Origin of the sequence: Mesorhizobium sp. M6A.T.Cr.TU.014.01.1.1, assembly GCF_004022765.1 — a bacterium.
Taxonomy (GTDB): Bacteria; Pseudomonadota; Alphaproteobacteria; order Rhizobiales; family Rhizobiaceae; genus Mesorhizobium; species Mesorhizobium mediterraneum.
The window spans coordinates 268640-287931 of record NZ_RZPG01000004.1; the positions used below are offsets into that span (position 1 = coordinate 268640).

Sequence of the window (19292 nt, forward strand, 5' to 3'; positions counted from 1 at the left end):
CGGTTCCAGCAGGATGCGGCCACAGGCGCGTATCCTGTATCCTCAGCCGACCCGCAGGACAGCGGTATCGCAAGGATGGTGCAATAGCTCCGTCAACTCATTGTCGAGGTGCAGGATCGATATGGACGCACCGACCATGTCGAGCGAGGTGCAATAATGTCCCACCCAGTTCGCCTCTATCTTAATGTCCTTGGCGCTCAGCCGCTGCTCCACGCGCCTGAACAAAATGTAGAGTTCCATCAGCGGCGTTGCCCCGAATGAATTGATCAGCACCGCGACACGGTCGCCCGATGCCGGCTTCATTTCGGAAAAGATACGGTCCATCACCCGGTCGGTGATCTCGTCGGCGCTCATCATTTTTTCGCGGATGACGCCGCGTTCGCCGTGGATGCCCATGCCGATCTCAATGTCATCGGGACCGATCTCGAAATTGTGACGACGGGTCTGCGGGAGGGAGCAGGGCTCCAATGCGACCCCCATCGTGAATGTCCTCGAATTGGCCTTGCGTGTCGCCGCTTCGCAGGCATCGAGCGACAGGCCGCGATCGCAGGCGGCGCCGGCGATCTTGAACATGAAGAAGTTGCCGGCAACGCCGCGGCGGCCTTCCCTGTCCTCCAGCGGCGAAGAGGCGATATCGTCGGTCGTCACGACCGTTCGGACCTCGATGTTGTTTTCCGCCGCCATCTCGGCCGCCATCTCGAAGTTCATGACATCGCCGGCATAGTTGCCATAGACGAAGAGCACGCCTTGCCCGCCGGATGCCGCCCTGGCGCACTGAAAGATCGGGCCGGGAGGCGGCGATGAAAAGATATTGCCGACAGCCACGGCATCGGCGAGACCCTTGCCGACATAGCCGAGAAAGCAGGGCTCGTGCCCGGTGCCGCCGCCGATCACAAGCCCCACCTTGCCAAGTCGCGGCCCCGTGCGGGCAACGAGGGCGCGATGCGAGCCTTTGATCGGCTGGATATAGGCGCCATGCGCCTTCACCACGCCGTCAAGCATCTCCTCGACGACATCGTCAGGGTCGTTCAGGAACTTCTTGATGTGGGTCCGGAAGTTGCTGGGCAGGGCCACCGAGCTATCGATCTTCGGGCGTTGGGAAAGCTTTTGATCGAGCTCCGTCACGCCATCGGCATTCAGAATGCCGCGGCCCGTGGCAGCGTCGGTGATGAGCACGTTGACGTAGCCGCCGCGGAGCGCGGCAAGGATCGCCGGCACCTTGTCGAAACCACCGGCGACTGCAATCCGCAGGCCGATAGACCTGAGCATGTCGAGCGAAATTCCGATCGTCCGGTCGTCGAGCGGGCCAGCTACCGGGTTGCCCCGCCCGTCGATGAAGCGTCCCGCGAGGACGCCCACGGCATCTTTGGCGAGATATTGCTGCACCGAAACCGATTCGAAAAAACCGCTGGTGTGGATCGTTGAATTCGGACGCAGCGAGGCGATGCCGAATAGCGCTTTGTTGGCTTTAGAAAGCGCTGCGAACTGACTTTCGATCAGCGGCTCGCGCAGAAGAATGTCGCGGACTTCCGCATTGGAAACGATAGCCGGCGCGGTGATGTTGATCAGCTTGCCATTGACGGCATTGGCGATGGCGGCCGCGCAGAGTTCCGGAGTATAGGCAAAACTTGCTCGCGTGCCGCCAGTCGCCTGAACGACAGTGACGTCCTGAAGGCCGGGCACGGAGGCCTGCTCGCCAATCGCCAACACGGTTCGCCCCCAGGCAACGGCCACCGTGTCTCCGGATTTCAGAAGCTTGGTCAGAGCCTGCGCGGCCGCGGTGCCGAGACGATCGATCAGCGGACGCGCATTGTCGTCGCTCGGCACGACGAGGCAGTCATGCAGCCCGAAATGCCGTTTGAGTTCCTGTGCGATCGAGAGCGAACTCAGCCGTGATGGCTCGAGGGAAATGTTGACGATGCCGCGGGCGCGGGCATCGGCCAGGTAGCTGTTCACTGTCGCCCGCGAAATGCCCATGATTTCGGCGATATCGCCTTGCGTCATGTGGTCTTCGTAGTAAAGCCAACAGGCCCAGACATAGGGATCGTCACCATAGCGCAAGGGAATGGGTTCGGCGCCAGCCTCGGGTCCTGTCCGCACCGTTCCGTTCTTCCGCGCCGATGATGTCTTGACTGTCATGCTGCCTGGTTTCCCCGAATCCAGAATCGATCCTCAAGATGAGCGCAAACAGAGGAACTCACAATCTTGGTTCGATCAGGCGTTAACCTGGCTTCCGGCTGTAAAATCAGCCGGAGGCCAGCGCTCGGGAGGAGCGTAGTCGTAGCTCAATCACTCGCAGTCGCGGACTGCTGCAACTTCTCCTTGGCACCGAGCGCCAGTGCTTTCAGAATCAACGCACAGGATGTGGCGCCGGCGTCGAGCACGCCGAGCGAGCGTTCGCCCAGGCGGCTGGCGCGGCCAATCCTTGCAACCAGGTCCTTTGTGCCGTCACGGCCTTTTTCGGCTGCGACGACGAGCGCATCCAGAGCTTCCGGGAACGGCTTGCCGCCGGCGTTGGCGCCGTCGAACGCTTGGATCGCCGGCATGAGCGTATCGAGAAGCGTCTTGTCGCCGACCTTGGCCGATCCGATCGCCTGGATGCCGTCGAGACCACTGGTGAGCATGGCACTGAAAGTCCGGGCATCGATGGATGAAGATTTCTCGATCGTTTCGGCGAATTGCGTGAACATGACGCCATAGAGCGGCCCCATGGAGCCGCCGATCTCGGTCATCAGCACCGTGCCCAGCGTATCAAAGGCGGTGGCCAGCGACATGTCGTTGCCCCTGATCCGCTCCGCAGCCATGCCGAAGCCCTTGGCCATGTTGACGCCGTGATCGCCGTCACCGATTTTGCCGTCGATCTCGCTCAGATAGGCTCGGTTTTCGATGATCCGGTCGGCGATCGAAAGAACGATGTCGCCAGCGGAAGCGTTGTCAAACTGCTGCATTCGCCTGCTCCTAAAGCCTTGCGGGACAATCGACATCCACGTCCAGCAGCCTTTTCAACTCGGCGTCGAGCGCCATGACCGTGAGTGTGGCGCCGACCATTTCCAGCGAGGTGAAGTAGTTGCCGATGTAGGTCTTGTAGATGGCTAACCCGCGTCCGGTGATTTCCTGCTCGATCGTATCGTGGAGGATGTAGAGTTCGTTGACCGGCGTTGCGCCGAGGCCGGACACAAGAACCGCAACTTCGGTTCCGGCGGCAAGATCGTGATCATCAAGCACGATCCTGACCATCTGCTGCGCTATTTCGACCGCGGACTTCAGCGGCTCGACCCTGACGCCCGGCTCACCATGATGACCGATGCCGACTTCCATCGTGCCCGGCTCAATCAGGAAGTTGGGATGCCCCACGGCAGGCAGCGTGCAAGGGCCAAGGCCAACGCCGATGGAGCGGCAATTGTCGATCGCCCGCTGCGCCGTTGCCTGCACGTCCTCGAGGCTGGCACCTTGCTGGGCCTTGGCGCCGGCGCATTTCCACATGAAGATCTCGCCGGCGACGCCTCGGCGCTTCTCACGCTCATCCGGTCCGGCCGAGCATACATCGTCGTTGGCGACGACGGTTGCGATCGTAATGTCCTCCTTGGCCGCGAGCTTGACGGCCATCTTCACATTCATGTTGTCGCCGGCATAATTGCCGTAGAGGCAAACGACACCCTTGCCGCCATTCGCCTCCCTTGCGGCGTCAAGGAAGCTCTTTGCCGTCGGCGACGAGAAGAGCTCGCCGACCGCGACCGCGTCCAGCATGTTGCGGCCAGTGTAGCCGATGAAGGCAGGCTCATGGCCGGAGCCGCCGCCGGTGATCACGCCGACCTTGCCGCTGACCGGCGCATGGCGGGCTGCGATGACGCGCGGGTTGCTGCCGAGCCTGACGATGTCGGCATGCGCCTTGACGAAGCCCTTGACCGTATCTTCGACGACCTCGTCGGGATTGTTGATGAACCGCTGCATTGTTGCTCCAATCCTGCGCCGGTCAGACAATGGTGTAGCCGCCATCGACCAGAAGGTCGGCGCCGTTGATCATGTCGGCGCCGTTCGATGCCAAAAACACCGCCGCGGCGGCTATTTCTTCCGGAAAGGCAAAGCGGCCGGTCGGAATGCGTTGCTTCAGCGCCTCTCCGCGCGGCCCATCCCAGGCCTTTCTGCCGAGGTCGGTCAACACCACCGTCGGCGAGATCGTGTTTACCGTGATGCCGTGCTTGCCCCATTCGGCGGCAAGTGTCTTGGACAGGCCGATGACGCCGAATTTCGAAGCGCAATAGGCGACGTGCTGGTCGATCGCGACAGTGCCGGCCTGCGAGGCCATGTTGATGATCTTGCCACCCTTGCCAGCTTTGATCAGGGCACGCCCGGCGGCCTGGGAAACAAGGAAAGTTCCCTTGAGATTGATATCGATGGTCTTGTCCCAGGCATCGAGGCTGAGATCCTCGGCGGGAGCGAGCAGGGCGACGCCGGCGCTGTTGACGACGATGTCGATACGGCCGAAGGCGGCTTGCGCCGCAGCAAACACGGCTTCCACCGATCGCGGATCGGACACGTCGCAGACGAAGGATTTCGCACCGTTGCCGAGTTCGTCGGCCTTCGATCTCGCAACGGATTCATTGATGTCGATCACCCCGACGACCGCGCCCTTCGCGGCAAACGCCGATGCGATGGCGCTGCCGATGCCGGAGGCGCCGCCAGTGACCAGAGCGACCTTGCCGCCCAGTGAAAAATTGAGATCAACCTGTATTGAATCCGTCATGGTGCTCTTCCCGGCTTGTTGGAAAGTGGGGCGGGCAAGAGAGCCCACCCCACGGCTGGATTACTTGCGCGTCGCCAGAAGCTGATCGACGTTTTCCGCCGTCACCGGCGTCCACGGCACATTGTAGATCTTCTCCTTGCCGTCGTTCCACGGCATGTCCTTGTAGGTTGCCCAGATGTCGGATTGCGGCTTGTAGTCCCCCTTCTTGGCAGCGAAGATAGCAAGGTCGAGCGCACCTTGAGCCTGGGCGCGCGCGTCTTGAAGGATCGAGGTCATTTCACCGGCCTTGACGGCATGGAGCGCATCGGTGATGCCGTCGATACCGGCAATGGCGAAGCTCTTCACGTCGAGGCCGGCGGCCTTGATCGCCTCGATGGCGCCGAGCGCCATTTCGTCATTCTGGCCAATCACGCCGTTGATCTGGTTCGGATGCGCGGTGAGCCAGTTTTCCATGAGCGTCTGGGCTTCGGCGCGCGACCAGTTGGCGGTCTGATCCTCGAGGATCTTGACATCCGGGCACTCGGCAAGCGCTTTCTTGTTGCCTTCGAGGCGGGAAATCTGCGCGGACTGGCCGACCGGCCCTTCGAGGATAACCACATTGCCCTTGCAGCCGATCTTGTCGAGCACGGTCTTGGCTTCCATGTAGCCCGAGATCGTGTCGTCGGATCCGACATAGGAAGTCAACAGATCGGAGTTGACGCGGGTGTTCGAACCGACAACCGGAATGCCGGCATCGGCTGCCGTCTGAACGGCTGCCGCGCCGGCGTCGACGTCGATCGGAGCGAAGATGATCGCATTGTACTGCTGGGTGACCATCGTCTTGAACTGGTCCTGCTGGACCAGGGCATCATAGCGGCCGTCGAAGACCGTCAGCTCGACTTCGCCGCTCTTGACGGCCGGGTGCTCCTGAAGCGCTGCCGACCAGATCTGCATGAACTCCGCATTCAATCCGTAAGGCGCTGCGCCGATCTTGATCTTCTCCTGCGCCATGGCCGACGAGGCCAGCAGCGCGGTCGCAGACGCGAGCGCTATCATCAATCTTTTCATTCCGTACCTCCACTTAAGTGAGCGACCGACATGGTTCGCCTATCAACGGACACGCGCAGTGCAGGTCCGATTTCGAAAGGGGCCTTTTGTTTGAGCCTCGGATTGGGTCCGACGCCCTAAGCCCCGTAGTTTCTCTTCTGGTCAAGCATCACGGCGCCGACGATCAGGGCACCCTTGAGAACTTGCTGGTAGTAGGATTGGATACCCATCAGATCGAGGCCGTTGTTCATGACGCCGATGATCAGCGCGCCGATCAACGTGCCCGTCACCCGGCCGATGCCTCCCGAAAGGCTAGTCCCGCCGATCACCACCGCCGCGATCGCATCCAGCTCATAGGCAATGCCGGCCTGGGGAAGCGCCGAGCCGGTGCGGGCGCTGAGCAGCATCCCGGCGAGGCCGGCAAGGCCGCCGGATATGACATAGACGACGAACTGGATGCGGGTAACGTTGATGCCCGAGGTCCTGGCCGCATGAGGGTTGCCGCCGACGGCATAGATGTAACGGCCGAAACGGGTCCGATTGAGGATCCACCAGGAGACCGCAAACACGACTGCGAGAACGACGACCGGTGCGGGTATGCCAAGGACATTGCCTGTGCCGATCCAGCGGAATGCTGGTGTCAGCGCGGGAACCGGACGACCTCCGCCATAGATGAGGGTCAGTCCGCGCGCCGCCGACAGCATGCCTAGCGTCGCCACGAAGGCCGGCACCGAAAACCGCGACACGATCACGCCGGAAACGGCACCGCAGGCAATGCCGACCAGCAGGCCGATGCCGAGACCCAGGGCGACCGGATAGGGCGCGCCGGAAATCCCGGCGGTCGCGGAGGAGGTCACGAAGCTGGCGCTGACGATGCCGGCAAGCGCGACGACGGAGCCGACCGAGAGATCGATGCCGCGCGTCAGGATGACGAAGGTCATGCCGATGGCGAGGACACCGTTGATCGAGGTCTGCAGCAGCACGTTCGAGATGTTGCCGGCCGTCAGGAAGAACTCGTTGGAGACCGAGAGAACCGCCGCCAGGATCAGGAACGCGAGGAAGATCCCGTATTCCTGAATCAACAGCCGGCGCTGCTCCGAGCCGAGCCAGCCGCTCGCATTCCTGTTGTCGCTAACCGACATCACCGGCTCCTTTGCCGCTGAGCGAACACCCCTGTTCATGTTGAAAGGTGGACGAGTGATTGGGCATTCGTTTCCTCCCGGCTGTAGATTCCGGCACTTCTGCCGGCGCGCATCACCATGATCCGGTCCGCCATGCCGAGGACCTCGTCGATTTCGGACGAGATCATCACGACCGTGCCGCCGGCAGCGGCGAAATCGCTGATGATCCGGTAGATTTCACGCTTGGCGCCGACATCGACACCGCGGGTCGGCTCGTCCAGAAGCAGGACTTTCGGATTGCGAAGGAACCATTTGCCGAGCACCACCTTCTGCTGGTTGCCGCCCGAAAGGCCGGAAACCGGCATCGTGTCGCGGGCAGCCTTGATCTGGAACTGCTCGCGCATGTCGCGGCTTGCTTGCGCCTCCCGAGCCCGATCCATGGCGAAGCTGGGGCTCATTTCAGGCAGGCTCGCCATGCAGATGTTTGCGCGCACGCTGTCGGAGAGATTGAGACCGGTCAGCTTGCGGTCCTCGGTGACCAGAGCCAACCCATGCGCCATGGCATCCGCCGGCTTTGAAATGGTGACCTCGATACCGTCGACCTTGATGCTTCCCGTCGATGGCTTGTCGAGCCCGAAGAGGCAGTTGAAGATTTCTGTCCGCCCGGCTCCCATCAGGCCGTAGATGCCGAAGATTTCTCCCTTTCGCACCGAAAACGAAATGTCCTCGATCTTGTTCGGGCAACTGAGCCCGGCAATTTCGATACCGGGTTCTTGCGTCGGCGTGCTGGTCTTGGCGAATTCCTCCGACAGCTCGCGGCCAACGATCATGCGAATGAGCTCGGGCCGATCGATGTCCGCAAGCGCGCCGCTGCCAACATAGGCGCCGTCGCGAAAGACCGTGTAGGAATCGGCGATCTGAAAGATCTCCGACAGACGGTGGGAAACATAGACGATGCCACGCCCTTGCGCCTGCAGGCGGCGGATCGCGGCAAACAGGTGCTGCGCCTCCCGCTCGCCGATCGCCGACGTCGGCTCATCCATGAAGATGACCTCGGCGTCGTGACTGAGCGCCTTGGCAATCTCGACGAGCTGCATCTGCGCAACCGAGAGGTTCATCATGTACTGCGTGGCCCGGATATCGAATTCCAGATCGTCCAGCAGCCTTTGCGCGGACCGGTTCATCGCACGGAAATCGATGCCTCCGAAGCGCGCCTTGGGCTCGCGGCCGAGATAGATATTCTCGGCAACCGTCATGTGGGGAACAGGGCTGAGCTCCTGCTCGATAATGGCAATGCCCGACGCCAGCGCGTCGGCGGGGCTTGCGAATTCCACATCCTTGCCGCGGCGGCGGATCGAGCCGGCATCGCGGTTGAAGATACCCATCAATATCTTGAGAAAGGTCGACTTGCCGGCGCCGTTACCGCCGCACAGGGCATGGACCGTGCCGGCGCGAAGCTGGAGGCGGCCTTCGCGCAAGGCTGCAACGCCGCCAAAGGACTTTGCCAGCCCTTCCACCTCGAGCAAAAGCTCCACGTAGTCTTCCTCCCTTTGGGCATTCGGCAATCCTTTTTGGTGGGGAGCCGATCGACACGGGGTAGCCTCCGCCCTGGTGCCAATGTGACAATAGTCAATATTTGTTCGACAAATGTCAAGTCATGGATTCGGCTTGATCGTGGCGCTGGAAATCAGGGTCGAAGCGGCCGCAACATCGCACTTGCCGGGTAGGTGCCGAGACGACGGCGACCGTAACGCGCATGCCGGCCGTTCGGCCACGCAGTGCGCCGACATCTTCTGCGGCATCCATAAGGAGTCGGGCGATCTGGAATGAGTGTTTCCCCGATCGCTTCACGCTAGTTCCGATCCGTCAAATGCCGGGATCGGACGCTTTGGGGCCAATTTTCAGTGGCGCGTCGTTTTCATCCGGATTGGGGACGGGGGCTTCGTCGGGAAGTCTGTCCGGATCCGGCTCACGCACCGGCTTCGGCTCGGGAAACGGCGGTGGCGTGGGCGCCGGAGTGGGCGTTGGTTCGGGAGTGGGAAGAATGGCCATGGTGTGATTTCCTTCCGCTCGCTGCATTCTGCCTTGGCGGGTCATCGACGTCGGGTGGGATTTCTGACGCCACCCGTTTCGACCGGTTTCGCTCTACGGGCTGATGCACGCAGAACGACCACGCGTGCCTATGGTTCCGATACGAGCCTCCGACGATCCCGCAGGCATCAGGCGCTCGTGGCAGGACGGCGCCGTCAGAAAATTGATCGAATGGTCCCCGCATGAGGGCCTTGTCGGCGTCGTGGAGCGCCATAATTTCCATTTCAGGGTGGGACAAACTCACCTGCTGAATAGGAGGCGGTCGTGAAGCACCAAACACTTGACCAACTGCATGCCGTTGCCGACGTTCACGCTGAAGCAACAGACCTCGTGGCGACTCGAAGCCAGCGTCTCGAACGTTGGGCGAAACTGCTAGAGCAAAATCCCGATCGGCGTCTCGAAGCGCTGACGGGCACCGAATACAAATCCCCTGAGATACGCGAAAAAATGCGCTACAACGACTCGCCTCTCACCGTTGCCTTCGAGGATCCGATTTTTCGCGCACAAGGCTTGAGAGATGACACCTATGGCGAAGCCAGGCGCTTCTTCGAGCTGACCGACTGGCAGTTGCACGAAATCGTCTGCCATTGCCATGTCGGCGCCACGATACGAGCGCGGTGGGCTGCCTCTCGCGTCCGTGCGGCAATGTCGGAGAGGTTCGGTTTCTTTGCCTGGCTGCGCGGAACATTCATGCATTGAAGCATCGGCATTGACGCTACAGGTCGGCATGTTCGGATGATGGAGGCGGCGAAGTGATTTTCACGCCTCCAATGGTCGTTGATGACGGATGCCGTTCGGCGGCGATCCGCCATCGGCGAGACTTGGATACCATCCGCATGGGCGGGATTCAGTCGGCGGGCGCGGTGTAGCGGCGATGGACCGCTTCCGCGATGGCGGCGCGGCTTCTATGCGGATCGAGACTATCGTCATCCTCGATGATAGCCGCTTCCTCCGCAAGTTCCATGTCCTTGACCTGGTTGCGGAACCAGGCCGAATAGTCGCCCGCGCGCAAGTGATGCTCCCAGGTGCGGTCGTCGATCCCCTCGGCGAGATGGAGGAACATCATGAGATTTTGCGCTTTCAGGTTGAGCGTGCCGTCAGCGCCGCGGAAATAGAAACTGTTGTCGCCAAGATCGCCCTCGGCATATTTGCGTATATGGCGCTTGCGTTCCTGCCGGGGACGTTCGACCGAGATCGGCCTCGCGGGATCGGCTGTCGAGCGGTTCCAATACAGAACCTTGTTTTCCGGTGGCGGCGCGACGCCCTCCGGCACGTCCTCGCCAATTGCGGCACAGAAGCTTTCGACGACCTTGTCGGCTTCCGGGCCAAGGGCCAGCACCGTGTCGACACCTGCCAGCACGTCGCGCGAAACCAGATCGGGATGGACTGTGACCAGAATGGTCGCCGAAAGGCTTTTTGGAAGCGCAAAGGATGTGCCGTCGCGTGCGTGCGGCAACAGGTGGTGTGCCTCGTCGATGATCAGCCAGTGCGGGCGTCCGGTGCGGGCGCGAAGCGCGGCAAGCTCCGGCAGCAGCTTGGCGAAGGCGTTTGGCCGTTCCCCGGTCTTGATCCCGAGCATGTTGACGGCGACATTGTTGGACGGCTTGGACAAAAGGTCGAAGATTTCGCGTGAGCTCGGCGGGCTTTTGGCGTCGCCAACCACCAGCACGTCCTCCAGTTCCTCGTAGTCGCCTTCCGGGTCGAGCACGCAAAACTGGAAGCCTTGCTCGACGAAGCGTTCGGTCAGGGCGGTGGCGAGGGTGGATTTTCCGATCCCGGACGTGCCGGCCAGCAGGACGCTGCCGCCGCGCGGTGAAAGGTGCATCACTGCGCCCGATCCGTCGTCCGCGCCAATCTCGATGCGTTGCCGCGCCGTGTCCAGCGAGGCGGCGTCATGCGAGATGAGGCCCTCGATCAACTCCCTCACGCCCGCGCCGCGGGCACCATTCGTCACGTGGCCCGCCGTCTCCCTTACCTTCGGCAGGGCATTGGCAACTGCAACGCCGAAGCCGACGGCGCGCAGAAAGGCGTGATCGTTCTCCGCATCGCCGATGCCGACGACATTGTGGGCGGACAATTCCAGATCCTCGAGGGCAGCGGCAAGACCGGTCGCCTTGTTGACCCCGCTCGGCAGCACCATGACGGCACCCTTGTTGAAGATTATCTCCAACTCCAAGCCAAGGTCCTTGATCACTTCCAGCACGATGGTCTCGTTGGGCTCCCTGGTGGCGACGACGGAACGTCCCATCGACAGGGGCGCGATCTTGCGCATCATCAGCCTGTCGACGAATTCCGCCGGAGGGGCAGGCGCAAGGATGCGCTCCTTCTTCGAAGCCGGCGTGTAGACGAGCGCGCCGTTTTCGGCGACGACCTTGTCGAAAATGCCAAGCTCCGGGAAAACGCTTTCGAGGTCGGCAAGCTCGCGACCGGTCACCATTATCAACTTGCGGCCGGTTTCCTTCAGCCGCTCGAGCGCAGCACGGGTCGCATCGGAAACGATCCCGTTTTCCGCGAGTGTGCCGTCGTAGTCAGTGGCTAACGCAAGGGCATACATCGAACCATTGTCGGCAGCCCGAAAGCCGACCCGAGATGCTTTCTCGCCGAACTGAGCGGAAAGGCATCTGTTTCGGTGACTTCCATTGGCCGAATCCCGTCATCGTTTGTCATGGCCGCCCGCAATCATGGCTGATTGGTCCCAACGGCGCTGGCTGTCGATTGTTCCCAGCGGCGCAAGGCAAGAATCGCGGAGGCCTGGCTTTTTGGTTGAGCATTGGGTGTTTTCCGAAAGCTGGTACCCACTTTCTAGCCGATGATCCTGAATCCGTTCGGCTCCTGACCGGGATCGACGTCTTGGGATGTCACGCCGGAAACCGACGCTCCGGTCGGCCCTTTCCACAACCGGTTCATCATCGTCGAAACCGCGCCTTCGGCCCCGACGATCAGTGCCGTTACGGATCCGTCATCTTCGTTGCGAACCCATCCGGACAGACCAAGCCTCTCGGCCTCGGTCCGTGTCCACACGCGAAACGAGACGCCCTGCACCCTTCCACTGAGCCTGACGCGTACCGCTTTGCGCCCATCCTCCATCATGATCACCTCCGTGCCAGTGGTTTTCTCATATCTTCAACTCCCCGGCGGCGGAAAAGGCTCCGCCTTCGCATTTCCAAGGGCTTCGGCCGGCCGCCAGTCCGATCCGCTGATGTCGGCAACGGAACCATGCGGCGGCGGCTTTGTTAAGGACGGACAGCTGCAGGTTGCTGGGCTTCGGAGCCACGATTTCATGACTAACGATTCTCCAACGGGAGGCGCCATCCCGGCATCCGTTCCGACGATCGATCCAAAAGCCGCGCCGACGCTTCAGCACGCCGAGGCCGAGGTCTTCTACACAGAGGCGATCCGCGAGCTCGCCGCGACGGACATCCCCTTTCTTGTCGCCGGCACCTATGCGGTGAGCGCCTACACAGGCGTCACGCGCCAGACGAAGGACCTCGACATTTTCTGCAAGGCCGGCGATTACGCGCGCATTCTCGCGCATTTCAAGCAGGCCGGCTATGCGGTCGAGATCGTGGACGACCGATGGCTTGGAAAGGTCTTCAAAAGCACGCATTTTTTTGACGTCATATTCGCTTCAGCCAATGGCACCATGCCGGTCGGCGACCAATGGCTGGAGCATGCACGGCAAATCGAGCTGCTGGGCAGTCAGGTGCGGATCGTAGGTCCGACCGAGCTTATCTGGTCCAAGTGCTTCATCCAGGACAGAGGCCGCCACGACGGCGCCGACGTCGCTCATACAATCCTCAAGGCGCAGGATCAGATCGATTGGCACCGGCTGCTTTCCTATCTGGAGGTTCACTGGGAGGTGCTGCTGATGCAGCTTCTGAATTTCCGATGGATCTATCCGAGCGAGCGCGATCATATCCCGGCCTGGCTGCTCGACGAATTGCTTGACCGGCTCGCTAAGCAGAGGGAGTTGCCTACTCCCCGAATGAAAATCTGCCGCGGACGCCTGCTTTCGCCGACCGACTACGAGATCGACGTGAAGGAATGGGGCTTTGCCGGCGTCGGTGGAACAGGAGAATTTCGTGATGGCTGAGAAGGGCACAACCGCCACGGCAAGAGTTGGGAACGGCGGCACCGTCAGGATTGCGGCTGTCGGCGATCTGCATGTGCGTGAAGACGGCCAGGCCTCCTGCCGTGATCTCTTCGGCGAGGTCTCGCGCGAAGCGGACGTCCTCGTTCTCACCGGCGACCTCACCAATCTCGGCAAGCCCCGAGAGGCCGAAATCCTTGCGGAGGATTTGCGCGCCTGCGCAATCCCGGTCGTCGCCGTGCTCGGCAACCATGACTATGAATCCGGCGCGGTCGAAGACGTCGCCCACATCCTTCGGCAGGCAGGCGTCCATCTTCTTGACGGCCAGACGACGGAAATCAAGGAGGTCGGCTTTGTCGGCGTGAAGGGTTTCATTGGCGGTTTTGGGTCACGCATGCTCGGCTCTTTCGGTGAGCCGGCGATCAAGGCGATGGTTGCTGAAAGCGTCAGCGAGTCGATGCGGCTCGAAAACGCAATGCGGCAGGTTCGCACCGAACGCACGCTCGTCGTCCTGCACTACGCTCCGGTCATCGAGACGGTCGCTGGCGAGCCGTTGGAGATTTTTCCGTTCCTGGGCTCGTCGCGCCTGGCGGAGACGATCGATCGGTTCAAGGTCACCGCCGTGGTGCATGGCCACGCGCATCGCGGCGTCTACGAAGGCCGCACACCCGGTGGTGCCCCGGTATATAACGTCGCCATGCACGTGGCGAAGCCGACCGGCCGTCCCTACGCCTTGCTCGAAATCTGAAACACTCTGCGCGCCGTTAGAGCGGGATGCGTTCAAGTTGACCTAGGCTTCCCGCTCTAACGATTTGTTTAGCCGCATTTCTGCGACGCCAAGTGATTCCACTTGGCTGCAAAATGCTAGCGATCGATCTCGCCGAACACGATATCGAGCGACCCGATGATCGCAGCGACATCGGCGATCATGTGCCCCCGCGACAGAAAATCCATCGCCTGCAGATGGGCAAAGGACGGCGCCCGGATCTTGCATCGATAAGGAATATTGCTGCCGTTCGAAACCAGATAGACGCCGAACTCGCCCTTTGGCGCCTCAACCGCGGCGTACACCTCTCCTTCGGGCACGCGAATACCCTCCGTGTAGAGTTTGAAATGGTGGATTGTCGCTTCCATTGAGCGCTTCATCGTCGCTCGCGGCGGCGGCGTGATCTTCTGGTTCGGGACCGCGACCGGCCCGCGGCCCTCGGGCGATCTCAGTTTCTCCAGGCATTGCTTCATGATCCGGACCGATTGGCGCATTTCCTCCATGCGGACGAGATAGCGGTCATAGCAGTCGCCGTTCTTGCCGACCGGAATGTCGAAGTCCATCTCGGGGTAGCATTCATACGGCTGTGCCTTGCGCAAATCCCATGCCGCTCCCGACCCGCGCACCATGGGGCCGGAGAAGCCCCAGGCCCAGGCATCATCCTGCCCGATCACACCGACATCGACATTGCGCTGCTTGAAGATGCGGTTGCCGGTGAGCAATTCATCGAGGTTGTCGCAGACCTTGAGGAACGGGTCGCAGAAAGCCCAGATGTCGTCCAGAAGCTTCGGAGGCAGGTCCTGGTGCACGCCGCCGACCCTGAAATAATTCGCATGCATGCGGGCGCCGGAGGCGCGCTCGTAAAAGACCATCAGCTTCTCACGCTCGGCGAAACCCCAGAGCGGCGGGGTCAGCGCGCCGATGTCCATGGCCTGGGTCGTGACGTTGAGGAGATGTGACAAGAGCCGGCCGATTTCGCAAAAGAGAACACGGATAAGCTGTCCGCGCCTCGGCACCGATATTTCGAGCAGCTTCTCGGCGGCGAGGCAGAACGCATGCTCCTGGTTCATCGGCGCCACGTAATCGAGCCGGTCGAAATAGGGCAAGGCCTGCAGATAATTCTTGTACTCGATGAGTTTTTCCGTGCCGCGGTGGAGCAGGCCGATGTGGGGATCGGCGCGGTCGACGATCTCGCCGTCCAGTTCCAGCACCAGCCGCAGGACGCCGTGAGCAGAAGGATGCTGCGGCCCGAAGTTGAGGGTGAAGTTGCGAACTGCGGCTTCGACCATGACGATGCTCCGCTGTACTGGGTTTTCATGGCCGAAGCCGGGTGCTCCGGTCAGCCACGCCCGGCCCGCCGATCATGTGGTTGTCTGGATGATCAGCGTCAGCATGCCATCGCCATCGAGGTTGGCAGCGACAACCTGCGAGGAATCCAGCCCGCTCGCCGCCAGCGCCGTTGCTGCCTGCGGCGACGCATCGATCGAGCTCTGCAGGGTGAGCAGATCTTCAACGCTGGTCTGGGTGATCACGGCCTCGGCTTGTGTCTTGAGTTCCGGAGGCAAATCCTCGAGGGCGACGATCGCAATCCCGGTAAAGTTCTGGTCGGTGAAACCCTGATCCGGCAGCGCTTGATCCGGCAGGGCTTGGTCGGGCGGCGTTTGGTTAGGCAGGCTTGGATCGGGCAGGACTTCCGGGGCCGGGGGTGCGATTTGGGGAAGCTGCGGGTTGGTGGATTGCGCGTGGATCGGCTGCGCCAGGGCCAATCCCGAAAGGGCAGCAATAGTCGTCAACATGCGCATGATCGTTCCTTCCGTTTTCCGTTTTGCTCGGGGAGGATCACTTGGTCACCACTCAACCATTGTGCCGGACTATGGTTCCCGTCGTCACGGATATGGCCATTGGTGGAAGCTCTGCCGCATCGCCCATCCGGTCGCGCGTGGTCGAAACATGGAACGATTCCGAAAGGCATTCATTCCTCCCTAATCACATCTTGATCACGGGTTCGGCGGGGCGCTTCACCTCGAGGAGAAAGCCATGAGAATCAGCGAGTGCATGACACAGAATGTTCAGGTCGCCAGTCCGGAGCAGTCCTTGCGGGATGCCGCACGAGCCATGGCCGATCTTGACGCCGGTGTTCTGCCCGTCGGCGAGAATGACCGGCTGGTCGGCATGATCACGGACCGCGACATTGCCGTCCGCGGCATCGCGGAGGGCAGAGGTCCTGACGCCAAGATCAGGGACGTGATGAGCGCGGAGGTGCAATGCTGCTTTGACGACCAGGAAGTCGACGATGTCCTTCAGAACATGGGCAATCTCAAACTGCGGCGAATGCCGGTGATCAGCCGCGACCGGCGGTTGGTTGGCATTGTCTCGCTCGGCGATCTCGCCGCGAATGGCGAGGCGGCCTGGGCCGGCGAAGCGCTGGGCGGCATTTCGCAGCCGGGCGGCGACCATTCGCAGACAGCGCACTGATGCATCATACATCATAATTGAATTCGAAGTTCCTGCTCCATCGCCGGCATCGTCGCTCGGGAACTTCGAAATCCAAAACTGCACGGTTTCGCGCCTTTGCGCTACAGCGCCGTGCGCCCGTTCGCATGATCCACCGGGAAAATCGATTCCGATTTTCCGGGGTCATGCGTCGGGCCCGATGTTATGCAACGGAGAATCGATCGATGACCCACAGCCATGTTCCGTCGCCTTGGCGGCGGGCGACCTCGGCGGTCACGGTGCCATCGGGAAGATGGGTTGAGGTGAGTGCCAGGTCTCCGCTGACAACAGCCGGGGCCTGATTTCCGGCAGCAAATTTTCGGCCCGTTGCGGTGATCTCCGCGAAGAGTGCCCGGATCGCTTCCCGGCCACGCGTCAGCTGCCCTTCACCGCTGTCGACGACGGCGTTCTGCTCAAAAAGCGCGGCCATGCCGTCGATGTCTCCCACCCACTGCCGGGAAATCAGCAGGCGCTCCAAATCCTGGGGATCATGCGCCGGCTCACGGCCTGGCTCATCGGTCATGGCGACACTCCTCCGATGCTCTCATGAGCTACAGGTTCTCACGAACTGCAGGGTCTCATGAGTTGCAGGCTGCTGCAAAGGCCTTGGCGGCTTGGGCACTGCCCTTGAGGGAAACATCGTAGGTGGTTTCGCCGCCGAGGTTGATGTGAAGACTGCTTCCGGATGCGATCCAGCCCAGCAGTGGATCCTTGGCGCTAGCCTTGAATACCGGCATGGACGCCAAGGTCAGGGAGACCTGGATTTCCCCGAGGTAGAGCAGCGTGGCGATCATCCTCCCCGGTCGACATCGCGGTCCGCAACTCGCCATTTAGCGGCGCCGGCGCGGCGCCGGTGGCTGCGGCCCTCGTTGAGGAAGTCGGCGATCCTTGCCGCCAACTTCGCCGAGGCGAAGGTGAGCAGCCGGTCGTGATGGACGACGGGCTCGTCGTTCTCATTGTCCCAGATCTCGAACCGGCAGCTTGGGTTCGGTATAGCTTCGAAACGGTGCTTCATATCGATGGTCCCGGTCGTTTGGTTGCCTTGGGCGGTCGAGGATGCAAGGGCATGGGCCGTGCCGTGGTGGGCAGTGCGGGCGCGCTTTCGCCAGCGCTGTTGGCAAACAGGAGAAGGTCGGCCCTGGCCCACAGCAGATAGCAGGCAAGCAATGTCAGCGGCGCGGCAACGAGGGCAGGGGAACCGCCCAACCACACCTCAGGCAAGGCGGCGCCCATCGACAGCGCCGCCGCGAGCATCGCCGGCAGGCGGCTGGCCAGCACCGCACTGCGGAACGGATCGGGCCATCCAGCCGGCCACCCGGGCACGCTGGCGCCGGGCCTGTAGGCGGCGCTGCCGAACTTGCCGAGCGCATGCAGCAGTCCGGCGGTCGCCGCCAGCACCGGCTGGCCGAACAGGAACAGTGCCGCGCCAAGCCCGATCGCGCCGATCCCCGACAGGAGATCGGCGAGGCGGTTAAGCGCTGGATCGGGGACATCCCGCCCGGCCCAGGCGCGGTGATAGACCTCGCCGCTGCAGAAGAAGACCAGCGTTGCCAACGTCAGCGCCACCGCACTGCTGCTGCCAGCGAAATAGTCGAACAGCGCGGCGCCGCCGCGCATGCCGGATCCCTGAGGGGCGGCGAGCTGGATCGTGACGCCCATCACCAGCCCGAGCGCGTTGCCAAGATTGTAGTAGCCGCCAGGACCGGCCATACGCGCCGGATCGCCGCCGCAAATCGTGAAAGCGCCTCCGCGGTCCGGCCAGGACCCGCAGCCTTCGGTTTCGCGTCGAGACTCGACGGCTCGAAGGACAAGAGCTCGGCCAGCGCCGAGGCAGTGCGCCATTCGGATAGCGCGTCGTCCCGGCGGAGTGGCGCGTGATCGTTGTCGAATCGCATCGAACCCTCCTCGTCATGGAGCCGACGGTTCCGGAGAGCTCGAGGCCTCCGGTGATCGGCTGTGATCGACAGACCGAGGTTCTGCGACCCCGGCTTACGGATGGCTTACGGGCGTTTGGATTATGCCTTTGGCAGCGGCACGCCCGCGCGGTGTCGGCTCGGGTATGGGATAGACCAGCCGCGAGAACGGCGCCCGGCCGGCGACCGAAAAATAATTGCCCTTGGCATAGCGAAGTTCCGGCACGAATTGCGGGTCGAGCCCGTCAAGTGAGCGGGCAAGCGTCGTGGCGCCAAGCCCGGCGGCGTTGATGAAGCGCGGTGGCGATCTCAAAGCGCTCGCCGCTGGTGCTGTCGACTGTGTCGAGAACCATGCGTCCACCCTCGAGGCGGCCGCAGACGATGCGGGTGTTGAGGCTGAGTGCCGCCCCGTGCTCCTCTACGTCGCCCCGCAAAGCAAGCATCAGGGCGTGGCTGATGCCGGTGGCGGGCGACAGCAGGGCGGCGGCCGTGCACCGCAGCTTGGGCTCCAGCGCGCGTGCCTCTGCTGCGGTCAAGGGTGTTAGGTCGCCCGCGCCGCAAGCAGAGGCGTTGGCCAGGATGGAAGCAAGCGCCGGCTCCTGTTCGGCATCTGTGGCGACGATGAGCTTGCCGCAGCGCGCATGCGGAACCGCCCGCTCCTCGCAATAACGGTAAAGCTGTTCCCGGCCTGCCACGCAGAGCCGGGCCTTCTGCGATCCGGCCGGATAGTAGATGCCCGCATGGATGACCTCGGAATTGCGCGAGCTGGTCCCGGTGCCGATGGCGTTCTCGGCTTCGAGGATCAGGGTGTCCAGGGCCGCGTTGCGCCATCTCTCGCGCAATCGCGAGGCCAATGACGCCGGCGCCGGCCACGATGCAGTCGACATGGTCCATGATCGGGCCACCTCAGCCTTGTTGTTGTGCTGCCGGTGAGCCGTTCGACGATCACGATCCGGCGATGCGCATAGGCGGCTCCGCGCAGGTTCTCGCGTTCTGCGACCTCGAAGCTGAAATTCAGCATGTCTGCGTCCACCCGCCAGCCCTTCCG

At 62.2% G+C, this 19292-nt stretch carries 23 protein-coding genes; 5 read left to right on the top strand and 18 right to left on the bottom strand.

Annotation, left to right across the window (positions count from 1 at the left end; genetic code table 11):
- Window positions 1–42: 42 nt before the first annotated feature.
- From EN885_RS07970 to EN885_RS08000, 7 genes are all read right to left on the bottom strand, one after another.
- Window positions 43–2139 (bottom strand): bifunctional sugar-binding transcriptional regulator/dihydroxyacetone kinase subunit DhaK, encoded by a 2097-nt coding sequence (locus EN885_RS07970; RefSeq protein WP_126105520.1) that lies wholly within the window; start codon window positions 2137–2139, stop codon window positions 43–45.
- A gap of 146 nt (window positions 2140–2285) precedes the next feature.
- Window positions 2286–2948, bottom strand: coding sequence for a dihydroxyacetone kinase subunit DhaL (gene dhaL, locus EN885_RS07975; protein WP_126105521.1), 663 nt, complete (start codon window positions 2946–2948; stop codon window positions 2286–2288).
- Window positions 2949–2958: 10 nt separating this feature from the next.
- Entirely contained in the window at window positions 2959–3951 is a 993-nt protein-coding gene (locus EN885_RS07980) for a dihydroxyacetone kinase subunit DhaK (RefSeq protein ID WP_095489120.1), read from the bottom strand.
- A gap of 22 nt (window positions 3952–3973) precedes the next feature.
- A complete protein-coding gene (locus tag EN885_RS07985; protein WP_095489121.1) occupies window positions 3974–4744 on the bottom strand; it encodes an SDR family oxidoreductase in 771 nt (256 codons plus the stop codon).
- A 60-nt stretch (window positions 4745–4804) separates the two neighbouring features.
- The gene (locus EN885_RS07990) at window positions 4805–5791 is read right to left on the bottom strand and encodes a substrate-binding domain-containing protein (protein ID WP_095489122.1); all 987 of its coding nucleotides are present in this window, start codon (window positions 5789–5791) and stop codon (window positions 4805–4807) included.
- A 116-nt stretch (window positions 5792–5907) separates the two neighbouring features.
- The gene (locus EN885_RS07995) at window positions 5908–6912 is read right to left on the bottom strand and encodes a sugar ABC transporter permease (RefSeq protein WP_095489258.1); all 1005 of its coding nucleotides are present in this window, start codon (window positions 6910–6912) and stop codon (window positions 5908–5910) included.
- A gap of 35 nt (window positions 6913–6947) precedes the next feature.
- Window positions 6948–8426, bottom strand: a complete 1479-nt coding sequence (locus tag EN885_RS08000) for a sugar ABC transporter ATP-binding protein (protein ID WP_095489123.1) — start codon at window positions 8424–8426, stop codon at window positions 6948–6950.
- Window positions 8427–8559: 133 nt separating this feature from the next.
- Here EN885_RS08000 and EN885_RS33510 point away from each other — a divergent pair, with 133 nt between their 5' ends.
- The gene (locus tag EN885_RS33510) at window positions 8560–8721 is read left to right on the top strand and encodes a hypothetical protein (RefSeq protein WP_158302706.1); all 162 of its coding nucleotides are present in this window, start codon (window positions 8560–8562) and stop codon (window positions 8719–8721) included.
- Window positions 8722–8757: 36 nt separating this feature from the next.
- On the opposite strand, the gene EN885_RS08005 is transcribed toward EN885_RS33510, so the two are convergent.
- Window positions 8758–8943, bottom strand: coding sequence for a hypothetical protein (locus EN885_RS08005; protein ID WP_095489125.1), 186 nt, complete (start codon window positions 8941–8943; stop codon window positions 8758–8760).
- A gap of 303 nt (window positions 8944–9246) precedes the next feature.
- On the opposite strand from EN885_RS08005, the gene EN885_RS08010 reads away from it, so the two are divergent.
- Complete coding sequence (locus tag EN885_RS08010; protein ID WP_095489126.1) at window positions 9247–9681, top strand: hypothetical protein; 435 nt, start codon at window positions 9247–9249, stop codon at window positions 9679–9681.
- Window positions 9682–9829: 148 nt separating this feature from the next.
- Here EN885_RS08010 and EN885_RS08015 read toward each other — a convergent pair whose 3' ends face one another.
- Together EN885_RS08015 and EN885_RS08020 are read right to left on the bottom strand one after the other, a co-directional pair.
- On the bottom strand, window positions 9830–11536 hold the full coding sequence (locus EN885_RS08015; protein ID WP_128241347.1) for an HAD family hydrolase: 1707 nt from the start codon (window positions 11534–11536) through the stop codon (window positions 9830–9832).
- 248 nt (window positions 11537–11784) lie between these two features.
- Entirely contained in the window at window positions 11785–12069 is a 285-nt protein-coding gene (locus EN885_RS08020) for an acylphosphatase (RefSeq protein WP_095489128.1), read from the bottom strand.
- Window positions 12070–12262: 193 nt separating this feature from the next.
- On the opposite strand from EN885_RS08020, the gene EN885_RS08025 reads away from it, so the two are divergent.
- Window positions 12263–13075, top strand: coding sequence for a hypothetical protein (locus tag EN885_RS08025; RefSeq protein WP_095489259.1), 813 nt, complete (start codon window positions 12263–12265; stop codon window positions 13073–13075).
- Window positions 13068–13820 (top strand): metallophosphoesterase, encoded by a 753-nt coding sequence (locus EN885_RS08030; RefSeq protein WP_095489129.1) that lies wholly within the window; start codon window positions 13068–13070, stop codon window positions 13818–13820. The genes EN885_RS08025 and EN885_RS08030 overlap by 8 nt, the downstream gene beginning before the upstream one ends.
- A 116-nt stretch (window positions 13821–13936) precedes the next feature.
- Here the strand turns inward: EN885_RS08030 and EN885_RS08035 are convergent, their stop codons facing one another.
- Together EN885_RS08035 and EN885_RS08040 are read right to left on the bottom strand one after the other, a co-directional pair.
- On the bottom strand, window positions 13937–15127 hold the full coding sequence (locus tag EN885_RS08035; RefSeq protein WP_128241346.1) for an NADH-quinone oxidoreductase subunit D: 1191 nt from the start codon (window positions 15125–15127) through the stop codon (window positions 13937–13939).
- A gap of 72 nt (window positions 15128–15199) precedes the next feature.
- Complete coding sequence (locus tag EN885_RS08040; RefSeq protein ID WP_128241345.1) at window positions 15200–15640, bottom strand: hypothetical protein; 441 nt, start codon at window positions 15638–15640, stop codon at window positions 15200–15202.
- 235 nt (window positions 15641–15875) lie between these two features.
- On the opposite strand from EN885_RS08040, the gene EN885_RS08045 reads away from it, so the two are divergent.
- Window positions 15876–16313, top strand: coding sequence for a CBS domain-containing protein (locus EN885_RS08045; protein ID WP_095489132.1), 438 nt, complete (start codon window positions 15876–15878; stop codon window positions 16311–16313).
- 181 nt (window positions 16314–16494) lie between these two features.
- Here EN885_RS08045 and EN885_RS08050 read toward each other — a convergent pair whose 3' ends face one another.
- From EN885_RS08050 to EN885_RS08070, 6 genes are all read right to left on the bottom strand, one after another.
- The gene (locus tag EN885_RS08050) at window positions 16495–16854 is read right to left on the bottom strand and encodes a nuclear transport factor 2 family protein (protein WP_127205528.1); all 360 of its coding nucleotides are present in this window, start codon (window positions 16852–16854) and stop codon (window positions 16495–16497) included.
- Between the two features lie 55 nt (window positions 16855–16909).
- Window positions 16910–17125: a hypothetical protein gene (locus EN885_RS08055; protein ID WP_095489134.1), complete on the bottom strand. Its 216-nt coding sequence runs from the start codon at window positions 17123–17125 to the stop codon at window positions 16910–16912.
- The gene (locus EN885_RS08060; RefSeq protein WP_095489135.1) at window positions 17122–17346 is read right to left on the bottom strand and encodes a hypothetical protein; all 225 of its coding nucleotides are present in this window, start codon (window positions 17344–17346) and stop codon (window positions 17122–17124) included. Before EN885_RS08060 ends, EN885_RS08055 begins: the two co-directional genes overlap by 4 nt.
- Window positions 17343–18041, bottom strand: coding sequence for a hypothetical protein (locus EN885_RS08065; protein ID WP_245493024.1), 699 nt, complete (start codon window positions 18039–18041; stop codon window positions 17343–17345). The genes EN885_RS08060 and EN885_RS08065 overlap by 4 nt, the downstream gene beginning before the upstream one ends.
- A gap of 279 nt (window positions 18042–18320) precedes the next feature.
- A complete protein-coding gene (locus EN885_RS34125) occupies window positions 18321–18557 on the bottom strand; it encodes a hypothetical protein (RefSeq protein ID WP_245465612.1) in 237 nt (78 codons plus the stop codon).
- Window positions 18490–19131: an FAD-dependent oxidoreductase gene (locus EN885_RS08070; protein ID WP_245465611.1), complete on the bottom strand. Its 642-nt coding sequence runs from the start codon at window positions 19129–19131 to the stop codon at window positions 18490–18492. Before EN885_RS08070 ends, EN885_RS34125 begins: the two co-directional genes overlap by 68 nt.
- Window positions 19132–19292 lie beyond the last annotated feature (161 nt).

Coding starts and splice junctions, on each gene's coding strand:
- EN885_RS07970 (WP_126105520.1), bottom strand. CDS start 2,139: ATGACAGTCAAGACATCATCGGCGCGGAAGAACGGAACGGTGCGGACA.
- dhaL (WP_126105521.1), bottom strand. CDS start 2,948: ATGCAGCAGTTTGACAACGCTTCCGCTGGCGACATCGTTCTTTCGATC.
- EN885_RS07980 (WP_095489120.1), bottom strand. CDS start 3,951: ATGCAGCGGTTCATCAACAATCCCGACGAGGTCGTCGAAGATACGGTC.
- EN885_RS07985 (WP_095489121.1), bottom strand. CDS start 4,744: ATGACGGATTCAATACAGGTTGATCTCAATTTTTCACTGGGCGGCAAG.
- EN885_RS07990 (WP_095489122.1), bottom strand. CDS start 5,791: ATGAAAAGATTGATGATAGCGCTCGCGTCTGCGACCGCGCTGCTGGCC.
- EN885_RS07995 (WP_095489258.1), bottom strand. CDS start 6,912: ATGTCGGTTAGCGACAACAGGAATGCGAGCGGCTGGCTCGGCTCGGAG.
- EN885_RS08005 (WP_095489125.1), bottom strand. CDS start 8,943: ATGGCCATTCTTCCCACTCCCGAACCAACGCCCACTCCGGCGCCCACG.
- EN885_RS08015 (WP_128241347.1), bottom strand. CDS start 11,536: ATGTATGCCCTTGCGTTAGCCACTGACTACGACGGCACACTCGCGGAA.
- EN885_RS08020 (WP_095489128.1), bottom strand. CDS start 12,069: ATGGAGGATGGGCGCAAAGCGGTACGCGTCAGGCTCAGTGGAAGGGTG.
- EN885_RS08025 (WP_095489259.1), top strand. CDS start 12,263: ATGACTAACGATTCTCCAACGGGAGGCGCCATCCCGGCATCCGTTCCG.
- EN885_RS08030 (WP_095489129.1), top strand. CDS start 13,068: ATGGCTGAGAAGGGCACAACCGCCACGGCAAGAGTTGGGAACGGCGGC.
- EN885_RS08035 (WP_128241346.1), bottom strand. CDS start 15,127: ATGGTCGAAGCCGCAGTTCGCAACTTCACCCTCAACTTCGGGCCGCAG.
- EN885_RS08040 (WP_128241345.1), bottom strand. CDS start 15,640: ATGCGCATGTTGACGACTATTGCTGCCCTTTCGGGATTGGCCCTGGCG.
- EN885_RS08045 (WP_095489132.1), top strand. CDS start 15,876: ATGAGAATCAGCGAGTGCATGACACAGAATGTTCAGGTCGCCAGTCCG.
- EN885_RS08050 (WP_127205528.1), bottom strand. CDS start 16,854: ATGACCGATGAGCCAGGCCGTGAGCCGGCGCATGATCCCCAGGATTTG.
- EN885_RS08055 (WP_095489134.1), bottom strand. CDS start 17,125: ATGATCGCCACGCTGCTCTACCTCGGGGAAATCCAGGTCTCCCTGACC.
- EN885_RS08060 (WP_095489135.1), bottom strand. CDS start 17,346: ATGAAGCACCGTTTCGAAGCTATACCGAACCCAAGCTGCCGGTTCGAG.
- EN885_RS08065 (WP_245493024.1), bottom strand. CDS start 18,041: ATGGCCGGTCCTGGCGGCTACTACAATCTTGGCAACGCGCTCGGGCTG.
- EN885_RS08070 (WP_245465611.1), bottom strand. CDS start 19,131: ATGTCGACTGCATCGTGGCCGGCGCCGGCGTCATTGGCCTCGCGATTG.